The following is a 14,040-nucleotide window of genomic DNA, read 5'->3' as shown; positions in this document are numbered from 1 at the left end:
GCTTGGGCGGCGGGCCATGTCAACGCCAACGGGCCTTGTGATCAGGAGCGCTGACCGCTAGGCGCCGCCGCTGAACATACCAACGCAGGAAATCGCCGATGTCCCAGCCTTCCCTAGACGTCATCGCCATCGGCAACGCCATCGTCGATGTCATGGCGCCCAGTTCGGACGAAGCGATCGAGCAACTCGGCCTCGTCCGCGGCGGCATGACTCTGGTCGACACTGACCGGGCGCGCGAGCTCTACGAGGCGATGGGACCGGCGCGCGAGATTTCGGGTGGTTCCGCTGCAAATACGCTCGCCGGCCTTGCCGCGCTCGGCGCCAGCTGCGCTTTCATCGGCCAGGTCGCCGACGACCAGCTCGGCGAGGTTTTTGCGCATGACATCCGCGCCGGCGGTATCGCGTTCGGAACCCCGGCACGTGCGGGCGATCCGCCGACGGCGCGTTGCCTGATCTTCGTCTCGCCAGACGGCCAGCGGACGATGAACACCTACCTCGGCGCCTCGCAGTTCCTGCCCGCCGCCGCGCTCGACGAAAGCACGATCGCCAGCGCAGCGGTGCTCTATCTCGAAGGCTACCTCTGGGATCCTGAAGAGCCGCGCGCTGCGATGCGCAAGGCGATCAGCGCTGCGAAAGGCGCCGGGCGCAAGGTGGCCTTCACGCTGTCCGACGCATTCGTTATCTCGCGCCACGGCGACGATTTCCGCAAGCTGATCGCCGCCGGCGAGATCGACATCCTCTTTGCCAACCAGGACGAACTCGCCGCGCTGACGGGCGAGGCGAACTTCGACGCTGGCGTGGCTGCGCTGGCGAGCCAGGTGCCGCTGCTCGTTGTTACGCGCGGTGCCGAGGGCGCGGTCGCGGTGGCGGGCACCGAGCGCGCCGAAGTCCCGGCCGAGCCGATCGCCAAGGTGGTCGACACTACCGGCGCGGGCGATCTCTTCGCCGCCGGCTTCCTCTTCGGCCACGTCCGCGGCTATCCGCTCGCGCAGAGCCTCAAGCTCGGCGCGGTCTGCGCCGCCGAAGTGATCTCGCACTACGGTGCGCGGCCCGAGGCAGACCTCAGGGAGCTGGCCGCGAAGCTGGGCTAGCCTTTGGAGGCTTCGCGCTCGATCTCACGCCAGCCGATGTCTCGGCGGCAGAAGCCCTCGGGAAAGCGGATTGCATCCACCGCGGCATAAGCCTTTGCCTGGGCCGCGCGCACCGAAGCGCCACGCGCCGTGACGTTGAGCACCCGGCCGCCGTCCGCGGTCAGCACGCCGTCGATGCCCAGCGCGGTCCCGGCGTGGAATACCTTGGCGCCGTCATGCTCGGCTGCGGGAATGCCGTCGATCCGGCCGCCCTTCCTGGGCGTGCCCGGATAGCCCTCGGCCGCCATGACCACGGTCAGCGCGGTATCGGATGAAAAGACCGGCTGCTGGCAGGCGGACAGCTTGTTTTCCGCGCAGGCGAGCAGAATCTCGGCGAGGTCGCTTTCCAGCCGCATCATCAGCACCTGGCATTCGGGATCGCCGAAGCGCGCGTTGTATTCGATCAGCTTGGGGCCTTCGGCGGTCAGCATCAGCCCGGCATAGAGCACGCCAGAGTAGGGCATGCCTTCGTCGGCCATGGCCCGCACCGTCGGCGCGACGATCTTTGCCAGGACTTCGCCTTCCAGCATCGGTGTCAGCACCGGCGCCGGGCTATAGGCGCCCATGCCGCCGGTGTTGGGGCCGGTGTCGCCGTCGCCGACGCGCTTGTGATCCTGGGCCGAGCCGAAGGGAATGATCGTCGAGCCGTCGGTCAGCGCGAAGAAGCTGGCTTCCTCGCCTTCGAGAAACTCCTCGACCACGGCCTCTGCGCCCGCCTCGCCGAAGCGGCCGCTGAAAATCTCGCGCACGGCCTCTTCTGCCTCGGCCATGGTCATGGCCACGGTCACGCCCTTGCCCGCGGCGAGGCCATCGGCTTTGATCACCACCGGCGCGCCGAAGCGCGCGAGTGCGGCGAGGCCGGCCGCTTCGCTGGTCACCCGCTCATAGCCGGCGGTGGGGATGTTGGCGCGGGCGCAAAGGTCCTTGGTGAAGCCCTTGCTGCCTTCGAGCTGCGCGGCCTGGCGGCTGGGACCGAAGACCGCGAAGCCGGCGCCACGTAGCGTATCGGCCAGGCCATCGACCAGCGGCGCCTCGGGGCCGATGACGACGAGGCCGATCCGCTTGGCCTCGCAGAAGGCGACGACTGCGGCATGGTCGGTCACGTCGAGCGTGACCAGTTCGGCCTGCTCGGCGATCCCCGGATTGCCGGGCGCAGCGTAGAGCGTCTCGCAGAGCGGGGATTGCGCGAGCTTCCATGCCAGCGCATGTTCGCGCCCGCCCGATCCCAACAGCAGGATGTTCATACGCGTGCCTTCTTATTCCGATGACGATGATGCCAATGGTCCGGGGGGGGGCTGGTAGCGAAGGATACACCGGGGGACAACGCCGCGCCTCTTTCGGTGAGCGAGATTTCGGGCCGGCTGAAGCGCACGGTGGAGGAACGCTTCGGCTTCGTCCGCGTCCGCGGCGAACTTTCGGGCGTCAAGCGCGCGGCATCGGGCCATCTTTACCTCTGCCTCAAGGACGAATCGGCGCGGCTCGACGGCGTCATGTGGCGCGGGCAGGCGGGTAACCTGCCGTTCCGCGTCGAGGACGGGATCGAGGTGATCGCCCAGGGTAAGCTGACGACCTATCCCGGCCGTTCGAACTACCAGATCGTCATCGATCGGATGGAAGTGGCGGGCGAGGGCGCCTTGCTGGCGCTGCTCGCCAAGACCAAGGCGCGGCTCGAGGCCGAGGGCTTGTTCGACAGCGCGCGCAAGCGGCCGATACCGTTCCTGCCCGACGTGATTGGCGTCGTGACGTCACCCACCGGGGCGGTGATCCGCGACATCCTGCATCGGCTGTCGGACCGCTTCGGCTGCCACGTCGTCGTCTGGCCGGTGCTGGTCCAGGGGCAGGGCGCGGCCGAGCAGGTGGCGGCGGCGGTGAACGGCTTCTCGCGGCTGGAACCGGGCGGGCGCGTGCCGCGGCCCGATCTCGTCATCGTCGCGCGCGGCGGCGGCTCGATCGAGGACCTCTGGGCGTTCAACGAGGAAGTGGTGGTGCGGGCGATCGCGGGCTGCTCGATCCCGGTGATCTCCGCCGTCGGCCACGAGACCGACACCACCCTCGCCGATTTCGCCGCCGATCTCCGCGCGCCGACCCCGACCGCGGCGGCCGAGCATGCCGTGCCGGTGCGCAGCGAACTGATCAACCAGGTCGCCGAACTGGCGCTGCGCAAGCGCCGCGCGGTCGCCCGGCCGGTGGCGCTGGGGCGTGAGCGGCTCGAAGCGCGCGTTCAGCGCCTGCCCCGCGCCGATGCGGTACTCGCGCCTTTCGTCCAGCGGCTCGACGACCTGGGCGAGCGGCTGCGGCGTGGGCTGGGCGAGCGCATCGTCGTTGCGCGCCAAGCCTTGCAGGCGGACCGTGCGCGGCTCTCCGCACCGCTGCTCGCCTCGCGGCTCGATCATGCGAAGCATCGGCTGGCGGCGCAGCGGCTGACGCCGGCGTTGGTTACGGGCCGGATTGCAGCGCAGCGCGACAGGCTCGACGGGCTGGGCCGCCTCATGGTCTCGCTCAATCCCGACAACATCCTCGATCGCGGCTATGTCCGCGTCACGGGCGCCGACGGGCGCACGCTGGTGAGCAAGGCGGTGGCGGCCAAGGAGGCGGCGCTGGCGTTGCACTTCCGCGACGGCGAACTGGCTGTGACTCCCGCCGGCGTCCGCGCCGCACCGCCCGCGCGCAAGGACAAACCGGCGCCGCCCGAGCAGGGCAAATTGCTTTAAGGCCAATTTGCTTTGGAAGGGGGGGCTTCCTATAGTGTCTGCCATGCTGATGTCCTCGAACGATCGCCCCGCCACGCTGCACTATGGCCCCAACGGCTTCCGCGTAGTGACTGCCGGCAGCTATGTGCTTTGCGCCGTGACGGGCGAGAAGATTCCGCTCGATGCACTGCGTTACTGGAGTGGGGAACTGCAGGAGGCCTATGCCAGCTGCGAGATCTCGACGCGGAGACTGATGGAAGCGAAGTGAAGCGTTCACTGGTCATAGTGCTCGGCCTTGCCGGTGCGGCAGCGGTCGTGGCGGTAGGCAGCGGTATAACCCGCTCGAGCGCCAGCGCGCCGCGGCAGGACATCGCGCTTGCCGGCGAACTGACCCAGGGCGGTTGGGCGCGCGGCACGGCGCCTGCGGGCACCGCGGCCCTGACGTTCGACGGCAAGCCCGTTTCCGTCGCCCCCGACGGTGCTTTCTTCCTCGCATTTGACCGCGACGCGGGCGCGCAGGCGCGGCTCGTCGCCCAGCTTGGCGATGGCACTGCGATCACGCGCACGCTGGCGGTCTCACCGCGCGCCTGGAAGCTCGAATATATTCCGCTCGGTCCCAAGCCCGGCACACCGCCGAGCGAGGCCTTCCGCATCCGCCGCGAGGCCGAACTCAAGCAGATCAACGCCGCGCGGGCGATCGACAGCCACAGCCAGGGCTGGCGGCAGCGCTTCACCTGGCCGGCCAGGGGCCGCCTTTCAGGCATGTTCGGCTCGCAGCGCATCTACAACGGTGTGCCGGGTTCCTATCATTCAGGCACCGACATAGCGGGCGGGGCGGGCGCCGCGATCACCGCGCCAGCCGACGGGGTCGTCATCCTCGCCGCGGCCAGCCCGTTCACGCTCGAGGGCAACCTGCTGATGATCGACCACGGGATGGGGCTCAACAGCGCCTTCCTGCATTGCTCGCAGATTCTCGTGCACCAGGGTGAGGCGGTGAAGCAGGGCCAGATCATCGCCCGGATCGGCATGACCGGCCGCGCGACCGGCCCGCATCTGCACTGGGGCATTAAATGGCGCGATTCTGCGCCTCGATCCGATCCTGTTCACGGGGCCGATGAACTAGCCGGATAAATCCGGCCAATTCCAACTACTTGATAAGCATTACACTCGGCACGCCTGTGCGGAGCCAACGGTGCATGTGTTGCAGGATTGTTACATATCGCGCAAAAACCGACCTTACAGCATTGTCAGTATATAGCCCCAAGCGGAACTTTCAGCCATGTGAGTTTTTATCCACGAGGCTGTCCCAATCCGCCTGAAGTCCGCGCTTTTCCCGGAGCGCGGACATGCATTTTTGCGCTTCAGGCGGATTGGCGGGCAGCCCTTTGAACCCAGGGGTCCCAAACCATGAAAACCATGACGAACTTTGCTGCGCTGAAAGTCGGTGCAGCAGCGATGGCTGTCGGCATTGCCTTGCTGTCCACACCTTCGTTCGCCCAGGACACCGCGCCCGCGGCGAAGTCCGAAGGCACCGCCGATGAAGCCGAAGCGATTGTCGTCACCGGATCGCGCATCTCCCGGCCCGATCTGCAAGCGTCCATCCCGATCTCGGTGGTCACTGATCAGGCTATCCAGAACAAGGGCCAGACCAACGCTCTCGACGCCATTCGCGACATTCCGATCGCTGGTCAGTCGCTCGACAAGTCGGCCTCGAACTTCTCTAACTTCGACAACGGCATCTCGACCGTCAACCTGCGCAACCTCGGCACCTCGCGGACGCTGGTGCTGATAAACGGCCGCCGCAGCGTCGGTACGCCGGGCGACAGCGCGGTCGACCTCAACAACATCGCGCCCGACCTGATCGATCGCATCGAGATCGCCACCGGCGGCACCTCCGCGGTCTACGGTTCGGACGCGGTCGCCGGCGTGGTCAATATCATCCTGAAGAAGAAGTTCGACGGCATCCAGCTGCACATGCAGGGCGGCGTTTCGGACCGCGGCGATGCCGGCAACCAGCTCGCCGCCATCACCGCCGGCAAGACCTTCTCCGACGGTCGCGGCCACGTGATCGCCAATTTCACCTTCACAAATGACGAGCCGGTCTACGCGCGCAGTCGCGCCTATTCGGCGGTCGACGTACCCAACAAGAGCTCCTATGCCGCGCAGGGCCTGTTCGACACCGGCGGCTCGCCGACCTTCAGCCCTGCTGCCGGGACGACTTACACCTTCAACTCCGCCAATGCGGTCAAGCCCTATCAAAGCGCTGCCATCGACGGCTACAACCGTAATGGTGATCGCCTGCTGACGACGCCGAGCCGGCGTTACCTGGGCTCGGTCACGGGGGACTACGAGTTCAGCCCGGCGGTGACCGTGTTCGGCGAATTCACCTATTCCAGGACCACGGCCCGCTCGGCCGTCGAGCCGCTGGCGGTCGACGATCAGGGCGCGCAGGGCCAGACCGTGTACAATTTCGACGGTTCTGCCTTCAGCGGTATCCCGAAGACACAACAGTACGTACCCGCAGCGATCCGCAATGCGACGGCCGGTGACATCATCTACTTCCGTCGTCGCTCGAACGGCATCTTCGACCGCAGCGCCGCCAGCGAACGCGATTACTATCGCGGCGTGCTCGGTGTGAAGGGCGATATCGGTTCGAACTGGAAGTACGAGGCGTACTACGAACACAGCCGGGTGAAGGACCACACGTCGGGCGACGCAATCATGATGACCAACTACGGCGCAGCGCTCCAGGGCTGCACCGATCCGGCAGCGCAAGCCGCCGGCTGCGTCCCGATCAACATCTTCGGCTTCAACACCGTCACGCCCGCGATGATCAAGTGGCTCCGCACTTACACCGGCAAGGGTGCCCTGGTGCCCGGCGCCAATGTGGGTGACACGGCGGTCTATGACCTGCAGCGCACGGGCACGCAGGACGTTGCCGCGCTCAATCTCTCCGGCTCGCTTTTCCAGCTGCCCGCCGGCGCGGTGCAGATCGCGGTCGGCGCCGAATACCATCGCGAGAAATCGGAACAGTTCTACGATCCGTTCACCCAGTCGGGCTGGAGTTCGTTCCAGCAGGCGGCCAACACGGTGGGCAAGTACGATTCGAAGGAAGTCTACGGCGAAGTCAGCATTCCGCTGCTCCGCAACGTTCCGTTCGCGCAGGAACTGAGCCTCGAAGGCGCGGTTCGCTATGCCGACTATTCGACCGTCGGCGGGTTCGTGTCGTACAAGTTCGGCGGCACCTACGCCCCGGTCTCGGACATCCGCTTCCGCGCGATCTATGCCCGCGCGGTCCGCGCCCCCAATGTCAACGAGCTGTACTCGGGCGCGGCCAACACCGCGCCGGCGGTGATCGATCCCTGCGACCAGAACGGCGGCAACGGTGACGATCCGATTGCCGGCGGCCCGCTGCCGCTGTCGGCTGCCTGCAAGGCCATCCCGGGCATCGCGAACTATCTGAAGACGCACCCGACGTTCAACTATTCGCTGGCGCAGATCCAGACGATCAGCGGCACCATCGGCGGCAACGCGAACCTTGGCGCCGAATCGACCAACACGCTGACGCTGGGCGGCACCTTCACGCCCAGCTTCTTCCGCGGCTTTGATCTTTCGGTCGATTACTACAACATCAAGGTCAACAACGCGATCACGCAGGTCGATTTCCAGGATTCGGTCAATCAGTGCGTGGCAACCAGTGATCCGAACTTCTGCAGCAACGTGACCCGCGATCCTGCCACGGGCATCATCAAGTCGGTCGATGCGATCTTCCTGAACGGTGCGTCCTATCAGGTGTCCGGACTCGACACCCAGGTCCACTACGCGTTCAGGCCGCACCTCTTCGGCCCGGATGAAAGCGTGAACCTCAGCGTGTTCTGGAACCACAAGTTCAAGCAGGACAAGACGCCGTTTGCCGGCGCCTTCGTCAGCCACCAGGTGGGCGTCGCGGATGTCTACGGCACCAGCCAGAACATCGGTACGGGCTTCCGGGATCAGGTGACGGCCAACCTCGCCTACCAGACCGGGCCCTTTACCCTTGCCTACACCTTCCGTTACTTCAGCCCTGTCGTAACGACCACCAACGAGGACCGGATCCCCGCCTATACCTATTCGGACATCCAGGCGAAGTTCACGGTCGGCGAGGACAAGAACTACGAGGTCTACTTCGGCGTGAACAACCTGTTCGACAAGCAGCCGCCGATCGTTGCCGACCTCACCAACCAGTGGCCGGGCAGCAATACCGTCGCGAGCACCTACGACCTGCTCGGTCGTCGGCTCTATGCGGGCGTAAGGGCGAAGTTCTGACGATCTCGTAGAGGTCGCGAGGCCTTTCGAGCAGGGCGGCGGAGCAATCCGCCGCCCTTTTTCGTCGCGCATCGACTCAGCCTGGCCGATGCTTGCCGATCCGGCGCGATCCGCTATGCCCTGACCCGTGCGCCGCGTCCTCCTCGCCCTGCTGCTGATCCTGGGGCTCGCGCCGGGGATGTGGTTCTATCAGACGGCAGCACCCTGGAATCCCACGGCCTCGATCCGCTTTGCCGAGGTGAAGCTGCCGCCCAAAGCCGAACTGGCGCATCATCTCGGTGCCTTCGAGCTGGAGCGGGCTTGGTCGCTGACCAGCGACTACAGTGCCTTCGGCGGCTATTCGGCACTGCTGCCGAGGCCGGGTGGGCGGCTGATGGCGATCGGCGACAATGCCCGGCGTTTCGAATTCTCGCCGCCGGGCGTCCCCTATGCTCGGCCAATCTCGGCCGAGGTGCTGCCGGGGTTCGAACGCATACGCAAGAATCGGGATACCGAAGCCGCGACCCAGGATCCCGCGACCGGGACCGTCTGGGTCGCGCGGGAGGACAGCAACGCGATCTCGCGGATCGATCCCGCCTTCCGCAGTTTCGTCAATATCAGGCCCGTCCTGATGCACGATTGGCCGCGCAATGTCGGGCCCGAGGCCATGGTGCGGCTGCACGACGGCCGCTTCGTCGTGATCGAGGAGGGGTTCACCGGCTTCTTCGAACCGCGGCTGCATCCGGCGGTGCTGTTCCCGCGCGATCCGCTGCGGGGAGACAGGGGCGTGGAATTCAGCTTCTCCGGCTCGCCCAATTTCAGCGTCACCGACATGGCCCAATTGCCCGATGGCCGCGTACTCGTGCTCCAGCGCCGGTTGCTATGGCCGTTTCCGCTGCATTTCGGGGGGCGGATCACGATAGCCGATCCCGCCGAGATCCGCCCCGGCGTGGTCTGGCATGCCACCGAGGTCGCCAAGCTGACATCGAGTCTTCCGGTCGACAATTTCGAAGGCATGGCGATCGAGCCGCGCGCCGACGGTCGGGTCACCGTCTGGCTGATCTCCGACGATAATCATGCGGTGACCCAGCGCACGCTGCTCTGGAAGATGGTGGTAGACCCGGCGCGGCTGCCCTGATGGGGTTCAGCAAGGCTGAACCAGACGCGGCACGGGTGGGGGAGCGGGCCGGTGCCGCTTCCAGCGTCAGCTGGAAAAAGCCTCATGCACGCAAAAAGGCGCGAGGGGTTACCCCGCGCCCTTCAGCGAATTGCCTCTGAAAGAGGTTTAGGCGGCGACCTGCTTCTTGGCGAGGTCGCGCTTCACCTTAAGCGCGCGCGGCGACAGCTTGGCGTCGGCCGCCTTCAGCAGCCAGTTGTCCAGGCCGCCGACATGCTCGACCGAACGCAGGCCGTGCGTCGAGACGCGGAACTTGAAGCTGCGCTCCAGGCCGTCGGACAGCAGCGTGACGTTCTGCAGGTTGGGCAGGAACACGCGCTTGGTCTTGTTGTTGGCGTGGCTGACGTTGTTGCCGACTTGGCGGCCCTTGCCGGTCAGTTCGCAAATGCGGGACATGGTTTTACTCGCTTCGAAAATGCTGGCCCATAACGGGGGAGCGGCGCCCTTACCGATTCCACCCGCCAAGGTCAAGTTGTGCACAGGGGGGCGAGGTGTTAGCGCCGCTCGGATGTCACGCTGGCCGCTTCCTGAACCGATGGCGCTTGCGCTCGCCGAGGCCGGGAAGGCCGTGGCTGCGGGCGAAGTGCCGATCGGTGCGGTCGTGGTCAAGGACGGTGCGGTGATCGCTACCGCGCACAATGCCCCGCGCACCCTCAGAGATCCTACCGCCCATGCCGAGCTGCTGGCGATTCGCTCGGCGGCGCAGGCGATCGGCAACGAGCGGCTCGACGGCTGCGAACTCTGGGTCACGCTCGAGCCCTGTGCGATGTGCGCCGGCGCCATCGCCCACGCGCGAATCGCCAAGGTCTATTACGGAGCGTCCGATCCCAAGGGCGGCGCGGTCGAGCACGGCGCGCGGGTGTTCGAGCAGGACCAGTGCCTGCACCGGCCTGAAGTCTATCCGGGGATCGGCGAGGCCGAGGCGGCTGAACTGTTGCGCGGATTTTTCCGCGAGCGGCGCTAGAGCCCGCGCCAGATCTTCAGCGTTGCCGAATCGGGTGGGCCGAAACTCTGGCGGTCGCAGGCCGCGGGCATGAAGTCGCGGCCATAGCAGAGGTGCACTTCGCGCAGCCAGCCGGTGTCACTGGCCAGCACGCCGATCTGCTCCAACTTCCAGTCTGGATTGCGCTCGACGAAAGCGCGACGCAGGTCGCCGGCGGTCAGCCCGTCCTGGCGCGAGAGGCGGTCGGCATCGGGCCAGCGCAGCGAGCGCCAGAGCGCGCCGGCGGCACGGTAATAGGTCTCGGGCGTCTTCGCCATGCAACTGCCGTGCTTGGCCCATTCGTGCTCGAGCAGCCAGGGCACCGGCGTCATGCAGAGGTTGCGGCGGATGACCTGAGCCGAGGGCCGCGGCGTCAGCGAGCACCATTGCGGCGGGGGCCCGCTGCCCGCCTCGGGCCAGAGCCCGTGGAGCACGAAGCCGAAGCGGCCGTTGGCGCCAGAGCACTGCATCGAGGCCTTGTCCTGCGGCCGCCGGCAATATTCGGGCGACCAACTCGCCGCCAGCGTATAGCCCGCGATCGGCACCCGCCGCGGCGGCCCGTCGGGCTGAATCGGCCGCACTGGATCGAACCGCTGCGGCGGGGTGCACTGATAGGCCTGGGCTAGCGCCGGAGCCGGTATGGCCAGAGCCAGCAGCGCGGCGCCGCGCCAAGTCATAGCGGCGTAAAATCCAGCCCGACGTCGGCGGCGGGCGCACTCTGGGTCAGGCGGCCGACCGAGACGTAGTCGACCCCCGTCGCGGCGATCGCGCCGATGGTCTGGAGGTTGACCCCGCCCGACGCCTCGCAGGGCACGCGGCCGGCGACGATCGCCAGGGCTTCGCGCAGCTTGTCGGGATTCATATTGTCGAGCAGCAGGTGGTTGGCGCCCGCTGCTACCGCCGGTTCGATCTGATCAAGGTGATCGACCTCGCAGATGATTCGCTCGACCCCAGCGCCCTTGGCCGCACCCACGGCCTGGCCGACGCTGCCGGCGACCGCGACGTGGTTATCCTTGATCATCGCCGCGTCCCACAGTCCGAGCCGGTGGTTCTGCGCCCCGCCCATGCGCGTCGCGTACTTTTCCAGGTGGCGCAGGCCGGGAATGGTCTTGCGCGTGTCCAGCAGCACCGCGTGGCCGCCCATGGCATCGACATATTCGCGCGTCATGGTCGCGATGCCGGAGAGGTGCTGCACGGTGTTGAGCGCGCTGCGCTCGGCGGTCAGCATGGCGCGGGCGTTGCCCGAGAGGCGCATCAGGTCCGAGCCTGCCGAGACCTGTGCGCCTTCTTCGACCAGAATCTCGATCTCCATCGCGGGGTCGAGCTTGCGGAAGAAGGCGGCGGCGATCGGCAGGCCGGCGACGGTGATCGCATCGCGGCTGTCCATCACCCCGGTGAAGCGGGCATCGGCGGGAATGACGCTTTCGGAAGTCACGTCACGGCCGCCGCCGGGCCAGCCCTCGCCGAGATCCTCGGCGAGCGTGGCGGCGACGAAGGCATCGAGGTCGAAGCCGGGGATCGAGAAGGTCATGCCTGCTGACTAGCGGGAGGCTGTTTCAGGTCAAGCGTTGCGCGTGGGCCTTCGACAAGCTCAGGCCGAGCAGAGGTTTGGTTGTTCCCAACCCCGCTCATGCTGAGCTTGTCGAAGCATCATCCTGAGCTTGGCGAAGGATGCTGGCACAACCTCGGCCTTCACGCTCAATGAACGAAGCGCGCCACCACGTCGCGGTAGGACCGGCTCACCTTTACCTGCGCACCCGAATCGAGCACGAGGAAGCATTCGCCGTTGGTGTGCGGTTTGACCTGGCGGACCTGGTTGAGGTTGACGATGGTCGAACGGTGCACGCGCTGGAACACGCGCGGGTCGAGCCGGCGTTCGAGGTCCTTCATCGTCTCGCGCAGGATCAGCGAATTGTCGGCGGTGCGGATGCACATATAGTCCCCGGCGGCTTCGATATGCTCGATCGAATCGACGTCGATCCGGAAGATCTGGCCGCGATCCTTGATGTTGATCAGCTTCTCGTAGCGCGCGGCGTTGGCGTCGGGCTCCTCGGGCATCGCATCCATCGCATCGGGCGCCACTTCGGCGAGGACGTGCTTGAGTTTCTCGGCCTCTTCGGCGCCGCGCTTCTCGATCAGGCGCGTGCGCACCCGGTCGAGTGTGTCGGCGAGCTTGTCCTCGTCGACCGGCTTCATCAGGTAGTTGACCGCGTTGGCCTCGAAGGCCTTCACGGCGTGCTCCTGATAGGCGGTGACGAAGACGAACAGCGGGGGCTCGATCTCCATCACGCCCTTGACCACCGAGAAACCGTCGAAGCCAGGCATCTGGATGTCGAGGAAGACCAGATCGGGCTTCTCGGTCTTGATCTTGCGGATCGCCTCGCGCCCGTTCGAGCAGGTGTCGATTATCTCGACATCGGGGAATTTCTCCAGGCGAAGCTGAAGTCCCTGGATAGCCAGTTTCTCATCGTCGACGAGGATGGTGCGGATGCTCATGCAATAACCTCTGCTGGGAACCCGGAACGCTACTATGCGACGGTTCAACCCGCGGCAGCAACGATTCGCGGCGCGATGGGTTCCTGTTCCGCAATTTCGCGGCGTTCTACGGGGATCTCGATGACGACGGCAAAGCCGCCCTCGGGTGGTTCCAACGTCTCGAAACGATGCTGCTCGCCATAGGCTTGCGCCAGGCGATCGCGAATGTTCGCCAATCCCACCCCGGTGGATACAGGTTCGCCGCCGTCGAAACTCACGCCCGACAACCTGTTGCTGGTGCTGGCGCTTTGCAAGCCCGGGCCGGTGTCCGAGACGGTGATGCGAAGGTTCTGGCCGATGAGTTGCGTCGTGATCGTGATCTCGGCGCCGCTCTCCTGCGGGCCGACCGCATATTTGATCGCGTTCTCGACCAGTGGCTGCAGCAGCAGCGAGGGCAGCAGCGCGGTCTCGGTCGCCGGATCGACGTTGAAGGTGGTGCGCAGCCGCTCCTCGAAGCGCATCCGTTCGATGTCGAGGTAGAGCTTCAGCGTGTCGATTTCCTGCGAGACCGTGACCCGCCCGCCGGGCTCGTTGATCAGCGTGTAGCGCAGGAACGATGACAAGCGGCTCAGCATCGCGTTGGCCGGTTCGGTCTGTTTGAGCAGCACCAGCGTCGAGATCGAGTTCAGCGTGTTGAACAGGAAGTGCGGGTTCAGCTGGTAGCGCAGCATGGCGAGCTGGGCGCTGGTCGCCTGGTTCTCCAGCCGGATCAGCTGGTCGTTCTGCTCCTCGATCTGGAGGAAGAAATTGATCGCGTAATAGAGCGCGGACCAGGCGCCGAGCAGCGTCAGGTCGAGGTAGAACACGCCGACGAACAGCTGTGCGAAGCTGGATTCGCTCTCGGCGCGGTAGAGCGAGATTACCCAGGCATCGATGAAGGCGTTGAGCGCCACCGCGAACGGCAGGATCAGCATGGTCACGCCCCAGGTGATCAGCGGCCGCTGCTGGATCAGCTGGCGATAGACCACCGAAAGCAGCAGCGAGATCGAGAAGCCCGTGATCGTCGCGATCAGCAGCAGCACGAGGAACGAGGGCGGCTGGGCATTGGCCAGGCTCGACATCGCGCGCAGCAGCATCGCACCGGCCCAGCCGGCTGCCTGCAGGCGCCAGAAGGCCTGGTTCTTGTTGGCGAAGAAGGGCGTCGGTCGGAAGGGCAGCACGGCCATGTGGCCATCCTTAGCCGAAAACCGCGGCGGGATGAAATCCCTGCTTGGAGAGACCGTTAGCGCGCCTTATCCTCGC

Annotated in this window: 13 protein-coding genes; 7 read left to right on the top strand and 6 right to left on the bottom strand. The window is 66.1% G+C overall.

The window, feature by feature from the left end; translation table 11 throughout:
- Positions 1-98: 98 nt before the first annotated feature.
- Positions 99-1,091, top strand: a complete 993-nt coding sequence (locus tag KRR38_RS20105; RefSeq protein WP_217404874.1) for an adenosine kinase — start codon at positions 99-101, stop codon at positions 1,089-1,091.
- Here the strand turns inward: KRR38_RS20105 and purD are convergent.
- Entirely contained in the window at positions 1,088-2,374 is a 1,287-nt protein-coding gene (gene purD / locus KRR38_RS20100) for a phosphoribosylamine--glycine ligase (RefSeq protein WP_217404872.1), read from the bottom strand. The two genes, KRR38_RS20105 and purD, sit on opposite strands and share 4 nt — an antisense overlap.
- 96 nt (positions 2,375-2,470) lie before the next feature.
- Here purD and xseA point away from each other — a divergent pair, with 96 nt between their 5' ends.
- The 5 genes from xseA to KRR38_RS20075 all read left to right on the top strand — a co-directional run bounded on the left by xseA (position 2,471) and on the right by KRR38_RS20075 (position 9,242).
- Positions 2,471-3,841 carry an exodeoxyribonuclease VII large subunit gene (gene xseA / locus KRR38_RS20095; RefSeq protein ID WP_309141096.1) on the top strand — a complete coding sequence of 457 codons (1,371 nt, stop codon included), beginning with the start codon at positions 2,471-2,473 and terminating at the stop codon, positions 3,839-3,841.
- 43 nt (positions 3,842-3,884) lie between these two features.
- On the top strand, positions 3,885-4,088 hold the full coding sequence (locus KRR38_RS20090; RefSeq protein WP_217407366.1) for a DUF2093 domain-containing protein: 204 nt from the start codon (positions 3,885-3,887) through the stop codon (positions 4,086-4,088).
- Positions 4,085-4,951: a M23 family metallopeptidase gene (locus tag KRR38_RS20085; protein WP_309141095.1), complete on the top strand. Its 867-nt coding sequence runs from the start codon at positions 4,085-4,087 to the stop codon at positions 4,949-4,951. Before KRR38_RS20090 ends, KRR38_RS20085 begins: the two co-directional genes overlap by 4 nt.
- Before the next feature lie 276 nt (positions 4,952-5,227).
- Positions 5,228-8,125 (top strand): TonB-dependent siderophore receptor, encoded by a 2,898-nt coding sequence (locus KRR38_RS20080; protein ID WP_254514891.1) that lies wholly within the window; start codon positions 5,228-5,230, stop codon positions 8,123-8,125.
- 127 nt (positions 8,126-8,252) lie between these two features.
- Positions 8,253-9,242, top strand: a complete 990-nt coding sequence (locus KRR38_RS20075; protein ID WP_309141094.1) for an esterase-like activity of phytase family protein — start codon at positions 8,253-8,255, stop codon at positions 9,240-9,242.
- Positions 9,243-9,389: 147 nt separating this feature from the next.
- Here the strand turns inward: KRR38_RS20075 and rpmB are convergent, their stop codons facing one another.
- Positions 9,390-9,677, bottom strand: coding sequence for a 50S ribosomal protein L28 (rpmB, locus tag KRR38_RS20070; protein ID WP_217404870.1), 288 nt, complete (start codon positions 9,675-9,677; stop codon positions 9,390-9,392).
- A 112-nt stretch (positions 9,678-9,789) separates the two neighbouring features.
- Between rpmB and KRR38_RS20065 the strand changes: the two genes are divergently transcribed.
- Positions 9,790-10,245: a nucleoside deaminase gene (locus KRR38_RS20065; protein ID WP_217404868.1), complete on the top strand. Its 456-nt coding sequence runs from the start codon at positions 9,790-9,792 to the stop codon at positions 10,243-10,245.
- On the opposite strand, the gene KRR38_RS20060 is transcribed toward KRR38_RS20065, so the two are convergent.
- The 4 genes from KRR38_RS20060 to KRR38_RS20045 all read right to left on the bottom strand — a co-directional run bounded on the left by KRR38_RS20060 (position 10,242) and on the right by KRR38_RS20045 (position 13,964).
- Entirely contained in the window at positions 10,242-10,940 is a 699-nt protein-coding gene (locus KRR38_RS20060) for a ribonuclease T (RefSeq protein WP_217404866.1), read from the bottom strand. The two genes, KRR38_RS20065 and KRR38_RS20060, sit on opposite strands and share 4 nt — an antisense overlap.
- The gene (gene nadC, locus KRR38_RS20055; protein ID WP_217404863.1) at positions 10,937-11,794 is read right to left on the bottom strand and encodes a carboxylating nicotinate-nucleotide diphosphorylase; all 858 of its coding nucleotides are present in this window, start codon (positions 11,792-11,794) and stop codon (positions 10,937-10,939) included. The genes KRR38_RS20060 and nadC overlap by 4 nt, the downstream gene beginning before the upstream one ends.
- Before the next feature lie 167 nt (positions 11,795-11,961).
- The gene (locus KRR38_RS20050) at positions 11,962-12,759 is read right to left on the bottom strand and encodes a LytTR family DNA-binding domain-containing protein (protein ID WP_217404861.1); all 798 of its coding nucleotides are present in this window, start codon (positions 12,757-12,759) and stop codon (positions 11,962-11,964) included.
- 44 nt (positions 12,760-12,803) lie between these two features.
- On the bottom strand, positions 12,804-13,964 hold the full coding sequence (locus KRR38_RS20045) for a sensor histidine kinase (RefSeq protein ID WP_217404859.1): 1,161 nt from the start codon (positions 13,962-13,964) through the stop codon (positions 12,804-12,806).
- Between the last annotated feature and the right edge of the window lie 76 nt (positions 13,965-14,040).

Origin of the sequence: Novosphingobium sp. G106, assembly GCF_019075875.1 — a bacterium.
GTDB lineage: Bacteria > Pseudomonadota > Alphaproteobacteria > Sphingomonadales > Sphingomonadaceae > Novosphingobium.
This window is presented reverse-complemented; position numbering and strand designations above follow the sequence as displayed.